Here is a 13,857-nt window from a genome sequence, read left to right as displayed (position 1 = left end):
GTCCTACTCCGCGGCTTGCCGGTGCTGCGGCGGATTTCCGCGTCGATCATGCGATCTATCAGGCGGCGTGCCCACATCGCGCCAGCGTCGATGTTGAGGTTGTAGAAGACCCGATCGGCATGTTCGTCGATGGCGCGCTGTTGCGCCTCGAGAATAAGCTCATCCTCTCGGAAGATGCCGGAAACGCCTTGGCGGAGTTCGGTGGTCAGACGCTGTTCGCTTAAGCGGTAATTACGTACGAATGCCCAGAAATAATGGCAGGTCGTCTCCGTTTCGGGCGTGATGGTGTTGAGAACCATACCATTGACACCCGCCGAGCGATCGCCTTCGGGCGCGCCTGTTCCGGCGGGCGCCACCCCGACGTCGATATTGATGGTGCACGGCGCCTCGAAACGAATGATTTGCCAGCGGTCCACCCGACCAGGCTTTTGCAACTGTTTCGACCAGAACGGCGGCGGGGGTAATCCCCTTCATCCAGCGCATTACTGTGGCAGCCTTCTCGCCGTGCGTGACGTCAAGCGGCGCTTCCGCGATGGCGTCGTTGCCAATACTGGCCCCGTGCACAAAAGTCTCGTGCGTCAGGTCCATGAGATTGTCGACGACCAAACGATAGTCGCATTTGAGGTGAATGGTCTCACCATCACCGACCCAAGCAGGATCGTCGTTCCAGTGCATGTCCGGCACCAAATCTGGGTCAGCCAGCGCCAGATCGCCCATCCACAGCCAGATGAAGCGATTGCGCTCGACTAGGGGATAGGCACGCACGTATGCGGAGGGATTGATTGTCTCTTGCGAGGGCATGAAGGTGCAGCGCCCCTGCGCATTGAATTTCAGCCCATGATAGCCGCAGACAACGCTGTCGCCCTCAAGGCGCCCTTTTGAGAGCGGCACCAACCGATGCCAACAGGCATCCTCCAGCGCCGCCACTTCACCATCGGCCCGCCGATACATTACGGCGTGCCTGCCGCAGATCGTGCGCGGCAACAGCGCCTGCTTGACCTCGGCATCCCAAGCGGCCGCGTACAGGCATTGGTCGGAAAGCAATCGCTCATGCGGCTTTAGTGTATACACTAATTCGAGATTTCGTGGGAAATATGCTCATTATGAGAAATTTTTGCAGTCAAAATGGTCGTCGGAATGACAGCATGTATACAAGATTCGATTTTATCAACCCTATATATCCCGGCCGGCGATGGAGAGGCATCAGCTTGGTCAAACTCCCGGGACATCGCCAGACGGCACATCCTGCTGCATCTCAGTCCTGCATCGTCGCTATTCTCATGCGGCGATCACCATGACTCCTGGCGTGCATAGGGCGCAGCCTTGGGCGATTCTTGGCCGGCAGCAACAATGCCTTTACCGGGATCGGACGTTGACGCCCTGACAGCGAGATCGGCCCACGCTTTCAGCTCATCCAGTGCGTAGATGACGCGACCGCCAAATTCGTCGATACGTTGGCCCTGCGCCATATGTCCGGTGCTTCTTGAGCGTGCGGCCCGCCAAGCAGAGATAACGCGCCCAAAAAGAATCTCGATCTGATGCTCAGATGTCGCCAAGCTTCCATCGCGTGGATACCTGCGATCCAAACAATCGATTTTACCAATGCAACGCACTGTTGCATCAACTCGGCACTCGACACATTCCGATCACGCTAAGCTTCAACGCTGAGACGCGACTCGGCTTACGTGCCCTGCCAGAGCAAGAGATACGCCACCCAGCGCAACGCCTTCCATTCGAACATGCGAACGCAGGTCCGAGCATTCAGATAACCTCATCAAGAGATAGACGGCTTATGCCTGGTTTGATCGGCCGCAGATTAGCGTCTGGTGCAAATCTTGCTTGCCGAAAAAGATAACGTGACTGAATGCCTGCCTTTGGAATGACGCGCCGGCTCCCGGAACCGTCTTCAATCGGACACGGCTACGGCTAAAAGGACAGCCTCGTATGATGCCGTCGGCTCTCACGACGCGGCGGCTCACATTCGAGGGAATTCGGGAAGGAAGCGTCATGACCACCATGGCAACTGCGGCGCCTGCGCGCGCGTCGCAAACCTGGTATAAAATTCTCTACGTCCAAGTGTTGATCGCTATCGTGATTGGCGCCATCGTCGGATGGCAGTGGCCATCGGTCGCGACCAACGACTGGGTCAAGGCGCTCGGTGACGGCTTCATCAAGCTGATCAAGATGGTGATCGCGCCGATCATCTTCTGCACCGTTGCATCCGGCATCGCGCATATTCAGGACGCAAAGAAAGTCGGGCGCGTCGGCGTCAAGGCGCTGGTATACTTCGAAATCGTCTCCAGCTTTGCCTTGGTGTTGGGCCTTGTCATGGGCAATCTGGTTCAAGTCGGCCGTGGCCTTGCCGTCAAACCCGATGCTGCGGCAGTCGCCAATTACGTCAAGCAGGCGGAAGCCTCGAAAACCGTCGATTTCTTTCTCAATATCATTCCCGATACCGTGGTCGGCGCCCTGGCTCGCGGCGATGTTCTGCAGGTGCTCCTGTTCGCGATCCTGTTTGGCTTTTCGCTGATGGCGCTGGGAGAGCGTGGAGCGCGGCTGCGCGGCATGATTGACGACGTTGCGCAGGCGGTGTTCGGCGTGATCGCTATCATCATGAAAGCGGCTCCGATCGGCGCGTTCGGCGCAATGGCCTTCACGATCGGCAAGTTCGGGCCGGCGGCGCTCGGTAATCTGATCGGTCTGATCGCGCTATTTTATGCGACGGCCGCGATATTTGTAGTGGTCGTTCTCGGCCTGATCGCGCGCCTTGTCGGCTTTTCGATCTTCAAGTTCATTGCCTATATCAAGGATGAGCTTCTAATCGTGCTCGGCACCTCGTCTTCGGAAAGCGCGCTGCCGCAATTGATGGAGAAGCTCGAGCGGCTGGGCTGCTCCAAGCCCGTGGTCGGCCTCGTGGTGCCAACCGGCTACTCCTTCAACCTCGACGGCACCAACATCTATATGACGCTTGCGACCTTGTTTATTGCCCAGACGCTCGGGGTCGATCTCACTCTTGGCCAGCAGCTCACGATCTTACTCGTGGCAATGCTGGCCTCGAAGGGGGCAAGCGGCGTCACCGGCGCGGGCTTCATCACGCTCGCTGCTACGTTGTCGGTGGTCAACCCAGCGCTAGTGCCGGGCATGGCAATCGTGTTCTCGATCGACAAGTTCATGAGCGAGGTACGAGCCCTTACCAATATCACCGGCAACGGCATCGCAGCTGTGTTCGTCTCCTGGTGGGAAGGCGAACTCAAGCACGGGACGCTGCACGCCCGGCTCAACCAGCCCGCCGATTCCACCAGCATCGACATTAGAAGCACAAGGAGGTAGGCCACGGACTTTATCCGTGATTACAAGACGCGTCGAACGCGAGTGTTGCCCAAACTTGTGATTCTTCGCAGTTCAGATCGGCGCAGCCGACCTGAACTGCAAACCGGAGCGTTTTCTCACGCGATCTCGGACCGCCTGCTTTGCGCTGCGGTCCAGGCAACTGCTCTGAGAAAGATCCTCACATATAAAGGGAAAAGAGAGCATTGTTTTCGGCAGCCATCTCCAGGCGCGCCTTTTGAGGTACAGCTCCTGGCCATCCAAATGCCGGGGCAAGGTTGGCCGAGCCAGAGCATACGGTTAATGACAGAATCTGTGCGGCGTGACGGTCCACGGTACCCGGTCCGCCCATGAAACGGTTGGTACGTGGCTACTGATGAACCCGCCACGTCCGACGGCGACCTCGCTGGCGCAACTCGATCATCTGGCTTGTTCCGGTGCGCATTGCGGAAGAGACCGCGATGGACGTGATCACGGTGGACCAGATTGGCCCCTTCACCAGCCTGAGATGGATCCCAGAGGGTAACGTCACGGCGCTCCAGAGCTTTTCGCTGCTCTCTCCGCATAGGCAAGGCCTGCCGCATTGTTCAGCGTCAGCGCTTAGCTGAATTGATGTGGCCGCTGACCCTGACCTTGATGTGCCTTGGCGCCACGCAGCTGTGCTCGGCCGCAGCCTCACGCGCCCGCGAGCGTTTCAATAGCGAAGGAAAACAGATAGCCCGGGCTCGGTTGTACGCATGTCAGCGCGATATTGAATGGTTTAGGACAACTATACGTACGTTTGTAATGCGCCTTTCTTCGGTACGTGCTCAGTTCAACCGTAAGCAATCGATCCCGGAAATGCTCGTGTGCGTCTCTGGGGCAGAAAGGATTGCCTTATTTTTGCCTAGAATGTTATAGCTCTCCTGCCGCATAACGGCCGGACGGTCGAAGAATGCATAATCAGATCAGCAATTTCAAACGTTCGGCCACGCAGTTTGCCTTCGGCAGCATAACGCTGGCGGTGGTGACGCTAGCTTCCTTTTACCTTCAAACGCATTTCGCCGCGATGGCGCTCGTCTATCTGCTGGTGATATTGCTGTTTTCGTTGATCGGCAGCTTTGTCGCATCATACGCGCTTTCCGTCTTAGCCATCGCTGCTTTGGCCTACTGCTTTGTGCCGCCGGCGTTCAGTCTACGGATTGACGACCCCCAAGCTCTTCCGGTGGTCGTCGCATTTCTTACTGTCTCGATCGTTGGAACACACCTGATCGGAAGAGTCCGCCAGGAAAGAGAGGCTACGCATGAGGCTGCGGCCCAGCTGCGGCGCGGCGCGGCCGATTTGAAGGATCGCGAAAAACGGTGGCGCGCGATCTTTGAGCACAACCCGGCCATGTACTTCATGCTCGATGAAGCCGGTACGGTCCTCAACGTCAATACCTTCGGCGCGACACAACTCGGCTATGCCCGCGACGAACTGATCGGCCAATCCGTGCTGGGAATCTTTCTCGAGGAAGATCGCGCGTTCGTTCACAAATGCGTTCGCACCTGCCTTGAAGATATCGGCCAATCGCACACCTGGGATGTCCAGAAAATCAGGAAAGACGGCTCGGTACTGTGGGTACGTGAAAACGCTAAAGCCATGCTCTGGGCCGATGACCAGCCCATTGTCCTAATAGCGTGCGAAGATGTCACGGAGCGAAAGCGAACCGAACTTGCCCTGCAGCGGAGCGAAGCCCATTTGGCTCAGGCGCAGGAGTTGAGCCACACAGGCAGCTTCGGCTGGAACGTTGCTACCGGCGAGGTCTTTTGGTCAAAGGAGAACTTTCGAATTTTCCAATTGGACCCGCAGACGGCTCCTACGCCGGAACTGGTTGTCGAGCGTACCCATCCAGACGATAAAGCTTCGGTCCAAGAGATCATCGATCGAGCGATGCGAGACCCAAGGGACTTCGAGCACGAATACCGGTTGCTGCTGCCGGACGGCTCGGTGAAGCACATCCACGCGCGGGCGCGAGCAACAAGAACTGCCACCGGTGACATCGAGTTTGTCGGCGCAGCGACGGATATCACGGCAGCAAGGCAAGTAGAACAGCAGCTACGCCGTAGCGAAGCCTATTTGGCCGAGGCCCAGCGTCTCAGTCACACGGGCAGCTGGTCCTGGGACCTCTACAGTCTCGACTTTGTGTATCGCTCCGCTGAGGTCGACCGTCTATTTGGCTTTGAACCGCAAGAGACTGTATCGATCGAGACCATTCGGTCGCGCGTTCATCCAGATGACCTGCCGCGGCTTCAGGAAGTGCAGCGCCAGGCTATCGAAGGCAAGGAAGAGCGCTTCGAGTATGATTTTCGAATCCTTCTAGCAGATGGCGGGATAAGACGCATACACTCCGTCGCGCATGTGGTGGTCGGCAGCGATGGCAATGTGCGCGAACTCATCGGAACACACATGGATGTCACCGAGCAATACGCCGCTAGGGAACGCTTGGAAAACACACTTGCCGCGCTGCGCGAAAGCGAGCAGCGCTTTCGCGATTACGCCGAAACAGCTTCCGACTGGCTCTGGGAGACGGGACCAGATCATCAGGTCACCCACTTATCCGAGCACACCAGCGCTGCGGGAATATTGGCGACGGGATTGATGGGCCTGCCTCGCTGGGAGATCGCGTGCGACGTCGAGGAAGAACCTGAGAAGTGGCGGCAACATCGGGCGACGCTGGAGGCGCATCTTCCGTTTCGGGATCTGGTCTACCGCACTGTCAACCGTATGGGATCTCCGATCTACGTCCGGACGAGCGGCAAGCCTTTTTTTGATTTAAACGGCAATTTCCTCGGCTACCGCGGCGTCAGCACCGACATCACCGCTTTGATTCGCGGAGATCAAACCGAACAAGAGCTCCGAAAGGCGCAGGCGGAGCTTGCGCATGTGACGCGTGTGACGACGCTAGGAGAGCTGACAACCTCCATCGCCCACGAAATCAACCAGCCACTCGCCGCGATTATCAGCAACGCCGACGCGTGCCTCGGTTGGATGGGCCGCCAGACACCTGATCTTTCCGCCGCTCGCTGTTCGGTTGAGTGGATAATCGAAGACGCAATCCGGGCAAGCGAGGTGATCCGTCGCATTCGCGCACTTGCGAAGAAAGGCGAGATCGAGATGGTACCGCTCGATATCAATGATGTAGTCAAGGATGTTATTGCTCTGGTGGCACGTGAGCTGGTTAACCACCGAGTGACGCTAAAGACCAAGTTGACGGAAGCGCTGCCCGCAATCCTCGGTGATCGGATTCAGCTGCAACAGGTGATTATCAATCTGGTGATGAATGGGATCGAAGCCATGGACGCAGTTACGGACCGGACGCGCGAACTGGTGATTCAGTCGTCGGAGGACGATACGGGATATGTGCAGCTTACCGTGACGGATTGCGGCGTCGGGATCGCTGAAGATGATACCGACCGAGTATTAGACCCCTTCTTCACGACAAAGTCGAGTGGCCTTGGCATGGGCCTTTCGATCTGCCGCTCGATTGTGGAAGCTCATGCAGGGCGCCTTTCAGTCGTTCGCAAGCAGGGGCCGGGAGCGAGCTTTCGGTTTGACCTACCGTTGCACAAGGAGCTCGTGCCGTGAGCGAACGCCCTTCCCCCCCGCGCGAAGGCAGCAAAGCTGAAGCGTCGGCAAATGCGACAGTCTTCGTTGTCGAAGATGACATCTCGATGCGTCGGTCGCTAACGAACCTTTTTCAATCGGTCGGCCTGGACGTCGTTGCATTCGGATCGGCCCGCGAAATGCTCCAGAGCGGGCTTCCCGATGTTGTTAGCTGCCTGGTTCTTGATATCCGGCTGCCAGGTCTGAGTGGACTTGAGTTCCAGGCTGACCTGGCGCGGTTGAACATTCATATTCCGATCATCTTCATCACCGGCCATGGCGACATTCCCATGAGCGTCAGGGCCATGAAAGGCGGAGCCGTCGATTTTCTCACAAAACCGTTTCGCGATCAGGAGCTGCTTGACGCCGTGGTCGCCGCGACCGAACGTGATCGCAAAAGACGGAAGGCTGAGCAGACCGTCGCGGAACTGCAGGCTCTATTTAACACCTTAAGCCCGCGCGAGCAGGCGGTGATGAAGCTGGTCGCTACCGGCCTGATGAACAAGCAGATAGCCGCCGAACTGAGGCTCGCCGAGATTACGGTCAAGATCTACCGGGGACACGTAATGAAAAAGATGCGCGCCCGGTCGCTCGCGGATTTGATCAGAATGACTGAGACGCTGAGCATCCGCGCAAATCGGCCCGAACAAACCTAAGTATGATTTTACAATTTCAACACTCAAGCCCACTTTTCGCCGAGGGTGGCTAATGCTGCGGCAGCCGCCATTCCCGCGTCCGGAGGGCACGTCTTGTCCACGCCTTTAATATCTGTCGTTGACGACGACGCGTCGGTCCGCGCGGCGACAGAGAACCTTCTGAAATCGCGTGGCTACATCGTCCAAACGTTTGCGTCGGCCGAGGACTTCTTGAGGTCACCGCGATTGAACGAAACCTCCTGCGTAATTTCGGATCTGCAGATGCCGGTTATGAGCGGCTTGGACCTGTTGGCAGAAATGCGGGCGAGGTGTCACGGTGTGCCGTTCATTTTCATTACTGCGTTCCCGAACGACCGCGTGCGCGCCTCAGCCCTGGACGCGGGAGCGATTGGCTTTCTGGCCAAGCCCTTCGCCGGACATACGCTGATCGAGTGCCTCGATGCCGCACTGCAGGAGAATCGCGACGGGGGGCACACCTAATCCAGAAGACCGCCAACCTCATGTCCAATCTGCGCACTTCTCACGCGACACGACATCGATCAGCTTCTTGGCGCCGAGCACGCTGCGCCTGTAATTAGAACTCCGAGAGGCCGGGTCCGCGCGCTCCAGTCTAATTGGTTGGTCCGCTTTTTTAGGCTCGTCACCCGCGAGTTCGCTCAAGCAGGGTTCAAGACCTGCATGTTGAAATCCTATCTCGAGCTCGTACGATCTACTGGAATGACCCCCCCGAAATCGGCCGGCATCACCAGCGGTCGATTTCTTACTTTGGCTTATTGATCCTTGTGACGTGCTCCGCCCGCTAGCCGCGTTGATCAGGACCAACGTTGCCGCCGCGAGGCTCGCGGTACTCGGCACTCCCGGCTCCGTTCAATCTCCGTAGGCTGGTGCTCAGGGTGATCCTCCTCCCGGACAGGATTCGACAGGTTCGCGCGCTTGCTTAGCTCGGTCTCGTTGCAGCAAGCATACTATTTTCAACAACGAAAGAGCTCTGCTCAGCCCAAGAGCTCTCCGGAACGCATTTTCGAACCAATTGCTTGCGTCTTGTTCATTTCGTCGGGCGAAAAGCTCTGTGGGACGAGCTCCTGTTCACCGCGCCGCCCGTCACAGCTTCTATCCTCCTTGTCTATTGGGGGGCAGCAATCGCTCCGTAGCTCCTTCACGCCCTATCTCAGGCTGCTCCTTTGCTCCTCATGAACTCTTGGGCCTCATCAGATCGCCCGGAAGACCTTTGCCTCCAGATACCCCACATAATCTGCGTGCAAAATGCCCGGCCTCCTTTCGACGGCCGGGCGGATCTTGGCCGCGCCTCGTAAAGTTATTACGACGCCGCCAATTCGATCTATTGGCTCGTGCATTGCTGTCACAGAGCGCACCAGGCACTAGCAGCTCGGCGAAGACTACGCCGGCCGGCTCAGTCTGCGTACCATCTTCTCCGCGCAGGAGCTCTTCTGACTGTGAGCCTTCCCCAAGGCCGCCTAGGAGCCCGTCCAGATATGTTTTCGTGACGGGCATTTGTTGTAGAGTAGCAGGCTCAGGCTGCGTTTGCGAGGTTGAACAGCTTGAGGAGGTTATGGACGGTGCAGATCATTGTCCACTCGGCGCGCACTTTCTCGATGCCCCGCAACAGGAACTGGCGGAAGCCTCTTGCCTGTTTGATCTGCCCGAACACCGGCTCCACCACTTGCTTTCGCAATCGGTAGGGTGTTTCGAAGCCGCCATCGTCGATCTTCTTTCGCATGGCCTGTGTCAGCGGGCCGCCGACTTTTCCGTTCGCTACTGTCGGGTGCTTGGCGCGTCCGGGCGCGACATAGCCATCGATGCTGCGTGTGTCGAGCGCTTCGAGATTGGCTTCGCTGCAGTAGCCGGAATCCGCTGAGGCCTGCCGCGGCTTGCGGCCAAGATTGCTCTCGATGGCCTCGATCAGGGGCACCAACTGGCCCTGATCGCTGCCGTGCTGGGTCAGTTCTTGCGCGACAATGATCTGGGCATGTGCATCGACGGCCGCCTGGGCATTATAGGCCTGAACGAAGCCATCCTTCGACTTCATGATGCGGCTTTCCGGATCGGTGAAGTTGCGTTGCGCCTTGGGATTGGGTTCCTCCGATGGCAGCGCCGCCGGTTTGCCCGGCTTCTTGCGGCCTTCGGCCTGGCGCTGCTGTTCCTTTTCGGCCTCGATGCGGCGCTCTTCCTCCGCCGCCAGTTTGGCGTCCGCTTCCAGCGCCGCCATCGCTTGCTGGATCTTCGCCAGCCGTTTCTGCTTGTCGACGGTCCAGTCCGGCAGTTCGTCGCTGTTGCCGAAAGTCTCATCCTCCGAGGCATCCGCCGCCTCGGCGGCCGCCAGCATGCGAGCGACCTCGGCCTTCAATTCCGCCTCGCGCTTCTTCATGCGCTCATAACTCATCGCACCTTGTGTTTCGACGCGTTCGCCTTGATCTTCGTACCATCCAGCGCGACATGACCGAGCTTGACCAGCCCGGCCGTCTCGCACAACTTCAGAACCTGCACGAATAGCGCGCCGAGCGCCTTCAAATGTCGCTTGCGAAAGTCGCTGATCGTCCGAAAATCCGACGCGACGAATACAGCCCACTCGCATAGCTATGCAGCAGCAGCGCCACCATCATCCGCGGATCAAACGGCGGCTGCCCAAGCCCGCTCACATAGCTGCCCATGATCTCCCTGAGATCGAGGCTCTCCCGCACCAGATCAACCATAAACCGCGAGACATGGCCTTTCGGCACGAAGTCCTGCACATTCGGCGGCAGAAGCAGCGTCTGATCGATGTTCCAAGGCCGAAAATACTTGCTCATCGCCCAATGTTGAATCAGACCCGACCAGATTTGAACAGCGACTATCCAGACAAGCTCCTAGTGGTCGAACTTGATCGCACAACAAGGACATCTCGACAGCGTTCGGACGAGCCCATGTTCGAGGCGCCGTCGCATCGTCGCGATCGAATTTGGAATGTGACGTTGGGTCCGCAGCGGCAAATCCGCGGGGTCTGTAATCTGCGGGAATGCGATCGAGCAGGATCGGCCGGGCGTGCCGAGTGCCTGAGGGGGGAATCGTCTCCCGCTCGGAGATCAGGAATCCGTAGGCTGCGATGCACATTGTTGCGTGATGATGAAAGCCGCGCCAGCCGCGTCCCTCGAAGTGGCCGAGCCCGACCTCCTGCTTGAGTTCCTGATAGTCGCGTTCGATGCGCCAGCGCAATTTAGCCGTCTCAACGAGAGTCCGGAATGCCACATCCTCCGGCAATGTCGAGAGCCAGTATTTGGTAGGCTGGTCCTCGCCTTTTGGCCATTCGATCAGCAACCATTCCTCCAATCGCCGGGTGGTTTGCCAATAATCACGATGCGCGGCACGGACCCGCACGCGGGCAAAGCGCGAGGTCAGCTTTTCGTTCGTTCCTTGCCGCCACGTGATGGTGCGCCAAGCTTTGGCCGGCAGGCCGATCGCGAGCGCCTTGACGGCGGCCGGCTGATGCTGACGGTTGCGGCGCATCAGTTTCGGTGGACGGCCGCGGCCCGACCATGGCTTCGGCGGCAAGGGACCGGTACCGGGCGCCCATACCGTTGTGCTCGACAGAAGACCCGCCACATAGGTCAATCCCAGCGCCGTGATCTCCGTGCGCAGGTCGCTGTTATTGCCATAGCCCGCGTCCATCAGTACGACACCGCGTGGAAGGCCGCTCGCGCAGGCCCACCGCAACTGCTCCAGCGCGATCTCCGGCTTGGTCCGGAAGCCAACTTCGGCAGGAATGCCCACCTTGCGCCGCCGATCGCAGTCCTCAGTCCATTCCTTCGGAAGATAAAGGCGATAAGCGACAGGCAGGCTGGCGTGGTGGTTGGCAATCGACAGTGACACCGCCACCTGACAATTATCCTGCTTGCCGAGCTGCCCGCAATATTGCCGTGCAACTCCAACTGAATGTCGGCCCTGCTTGGGAAATCCGGTATCGTCGATGATCCAGGCTTCGATGGGGCCCTGGCGTTCAATCGCCGGCAGGACCATCTCACGTACCTTGCCCAGCACCTTCTCATCCGACCAGGCGCCGCTGCCGACGAAATGCAGCAGCGATTGATGCTGGGCGGCCGTCCGTTCCGGAGCTGTCACCGCCGCCATCGACTCCACGCTCTTGCGACCGCCACAGGCCATCAGGCCGACGCAATAGTCGCGCAGCGGCGCCTTCCGATCAGCATGACCGATGACACTGGCAAGCCCTTCCAAATACGTCGCAAATCGCTTCTCGCTCGTCTTGGTGCCACGCCCGCTCATGTCGGCCTCTCGACTGATGGTCCGTGCTTCATCCATCGCTGATTCTGGCCGGCGGTTTTGTGACTCAGTCAGACTAGGAGCTTGTCTGGATAGTCGCTGTTCAAATCTGGTCGGGTCTGATTCAACATTGGGCGATGAGCAAGTATTTTCGGCCTTGGAACATCGATCAGACGCTGCTTCTGCCGCCGAATGTGCAGGACTTCGTGCCGAAAGGCCATGTCTCGCGGTTTATGGTTGATCTGGTGCGGGAGAGCCTCGATCTCAGGGAGATCATGGGCAGCTATGTGAGCGGGCTTGGGCAGCCGCCGTTTGATCCGCGGATGATGGTGGCGCTGCTGCATAGCTATGCGAGTGGGCTGTATTCGTCGCGTCGGATTGCCAAGGCCTGCCGGGAGCGGAACGATTTTGTGATGATCGTGGCGCTGGATGCGCCGGATTTTCGGACGATCAGCGACTTTCGCAAGCGACATTTGAAGGCGCTCGGCGCGCTATTCGTGCAGGTTCTGAAGTTGTGCGAGACGGCCGGGCTGGTCAAGCTCGGTCATGTCGCGCTGGATGGTACGAAGATCAAGGCGAACGCGTCGAAACACAAGGCGATGAGTTATGAGCGCATGAAGAAGCGCGAGGCGGAATTGAAGGCCGAGGTCGCTCGCATGCTGGCGGCCGCCGAGGCGGCGGATGCCTCGGAGGATGAGACTTTCGGCAACAGCGACGAACTGCCGGACTGGACCGTCGACAAGCAGAAACGGCTGGCGAAGATCCAGCAAGCGATGGCGGCGCTGGAAGCGGACGCCAAACTGGCGGCGGAGGAAGAGCGCCGCATCGAGGCCGAAAAGGAACAGCAGCGCCAGGCCGAAGGCCGCAAGAAGCCGGGCAAACCGGCGGCGCTGCCATCGGAGGAACCCAATCCCAAGGCGCAACGCAACTTCACCGATCCGGAAAGCCGCATCATGAAGTCGAAGGATGGCTTCGTTCAGGCCTATAATGCCCAGGCGGCCGTCGATGCACATGCCCAGATCATTGTCGCGCAAGAACTGACCCAGCACGGCAGCGATCAGGGCCAGTTGGTGCCCCTGATCGAGGCCATCGAGAGCAATCTTGGCCGCAAGCCGCGGCAGGCCTCAGCGGATTCCGGCTACTGCAGCGAAGCCAATCTCGAAGCGCTCGACACACGCAGCATCGATGGCTATGTCGCGCCCGGACGCGCCAAGCACCCGACAGTAGCGAACGGAAAAGTCGGCGGCCCGCTGACACAGGCCATGCGAAAGAAGATCGACGATGGCGGCTTCGAAACACCCTACCGATTGCGAAAGCAAGTGGTGGAGCCGGTGTTCGGGCAGATCAAACAGGCAAGAGGCTTCCGCCAGTTCCTGTTGCGGGGCATCGAGAAAGTGCGCGCCGAGTGGACAATGATCTGCACCGTCCATAACCTCCTCAAGCTGTTCAACCTCGCAAACGCAGCCTGAGCCTGCTACTCTACAACAAATGCCCGTCACGAAAACATATCTGGACGGGCTCCTAGTCGCTCGGACGGCGGGGACGAAGCCGCCGCTTTTTCGGCGAACGGTTGACCGACCTCGCCTTGCACTTTCGGACGGCCGCGCGCGCGACTCTGGACTTGCGAACGGCCTCGATCGCGGCGGCCGTGCCGATGCAGCCGTGGCAGATGATCCTTGGGGCTCGCACCGGCGCAATCCCGCACGCCAGGCATTTGCGCGGCGGCGAGCGCTTGTTCGATTGCTTGTTCGATTTCTTCCGCATCTCCGCGGTTGAGACACCACAGAGATGCGCATATTCCGATCAATCCGTCCGGCGCCGCCAGATGAACGCCAGATAGAGCAGCACGGGCAGGCCGAGCGCCGCCCATGAGACGGCATCCCACCAGCCGTCACCGACGAGTGCGCTGACCAACCCCACCGTGCTCACGATCGCGATGACGAGAGGCGCGGCAAAGATCCGGGTCAAGGAGCGATG

At 58.9% G+C, this 13,857-nt stretch carries 6 protein-coding genes and 4 pseudogenes; 5 read left to right on the top strand and 5 right to left on the bottom strand.

Features of this window, described 5'->3' with window-relative positions; translation table 11 throughout:
- Positions 1-3: 3 nt before the first annotated feature.
- Together HAP54_RS21870 and HAP54_RS21865 are read right to left on the bottom strand one after the other, a co-directional pair.
- A pseudogene (locus HAP54_RS21870) lies at positions 4-1,052 on the bottom strand (Rieske 2Fe-2S domain-containing protein).
- Between the two features lie 237 nt (positions 1,053-1,289).
- Positions 1,290-1,518 (bottom strand): annotated as a pseudogene (locus HAP54_RS21865) (DNA-binding protein); the annotation flags it as partial.
- A 489-nt stretch (positions 1,519-2,007) separates the two neighbouring features.
- Here HAP54_RS21865 and dctA point away from each other — a divergent pair.
- From dctA to HAP54_RS21845, 4 genes are all read left to right on the top strand, one after another.
- Positions 2,008-3,330, top strand: coding sequence for a C4-dicarboxylate transporter DctA (gene dctA, locus HAP54_RS21860; RefSeq protein WP_166303799.1), 1,323 nt, complete (start codon positions 2,008-2,010; stop codon positions 3,328-3,330).
- 931 nt (positions 3,331-4,261) lie between these two features.
- Positions 4,262-6,934: a PAS domain S-box protein gene (locus HAP54_RS21855; RefSeq protein ID WP_166303796.1), complete on the top strand. Its 2,673-nt coding sequence runs from the start codon at positions 4,262-4,264 to the stop codon at positions 6,932-6,934.
- Positions 6,931-7,608, top strand: coding sequence for a response regulator transcription factor (locus HAP54_RS21850; RefSeq protein WP_166303793.1), 678 nt, complete (start codon positions 6,931-6,933; stop codon positions 7,606-7,608). Before HAP54_RS21855 ends, HAP54_RS21850 begins: the two co-directional genes overlap by 4 nt.
- A 93-nt stretch (positions 7,609-7,701) precedes the next feature.
- Positions 7,702-8,088, top strand: coding sequence for a response regulator transcription factor (locus tag HAP54_RS21845; RefSeq protein ID WP_166303790.1), 387 nt, complete (start codon positions 7,702-7,704; stop codon positions 8,086-8,088).
- Between the two features lie 1,051 nt (positions 8,089-9,139).
- Here HAP54_RS21845 and HAP54_RS21840 read toward each other — a convergent pair.
- Positions 9,140-10,415, bottom strand: a pseudogene (locus HAP54_RS21840) (transposase).
- Between the two features lie 172 nt (positions 10,416-10,587).
- Positions 10,588-11,883, bottom strand: a pseudogene (locus HAP54_RS21835) (IS701 family transposase); the annotation flags it as partial.
- Positions 11,884-12,017: 134 nt separating this feature from the next.
- Here HAP54_RS21835 and HAP54_RS21830 point away from each other — a divergent pair.
- Positions 12,018-13,349: an IS1182 family transposase gene (locus HAP54_RS21830; RefSeq protein ID WP_166297236.1), complete on the top strand. Its 1,332-nt coding sequence runs from the start codon at positions 12,018-12,020 to the stop codon at positions 13,347-13,349.
- A gap of 334 nt (positions 13,350-13,683) precedes the next feature.
- Here HAP54_RS21830 and HAP54_RS21825 read toward each other — a convergent pair whose 3' ends face one another.
- Complete coding sequence (locus HAP54_RS21825; RefSeq protein WP_414646212.1) at positions 13,684-13,848, bottom strand: hypothetical protein; 165 nt, start codon at positions 13,846-13,848, stop codon at positions 13,684-13,686.
- Between the last annotated feature and the right edge of the window lie 9 nt (positions 13,849-13,857).

The organism is Bradyrhizobium sp. 2S1 (assembly GCF_011516625.5).
In the GTDB taxonomy this organism is placed as follows: Bacteria; Pseudomonadota; Alphaproteobacteria; order Rhizobiales; family Xanthobacteraceae; genus Bradyrhizobium; species Bradyrhizobium septentrionale.
Note: the sequence above shows the minus strand (reverse complement) of the source record. Positions and strands in the feature narration are given on the sequence as shown.

Excerpts from the sequence above, each read along its gene's own strand:
- dctA (WP_166303799.1), top strand. The coding sequence starts at position 2,008 with ATGACCACCATGGCAACTGCGGCGCCTGCGCGCGCGTCGCAAACCTGG.
- HAP54_RS21855 (WP_166303796.1), top strand. The coding sequence starts at position 4,262 with ATGCATAATCAGATCAGCAATTTCAAACGTTCGGCCACGCAGTTTGCC.
- HAP54_RS21830 (WP_166297236.1), top strand. The coding sequence starts at position 12,018 with ATGAGCAAGTATTTTCGGCCTTGGAACATCGATCAGACGCTGCTTCTG.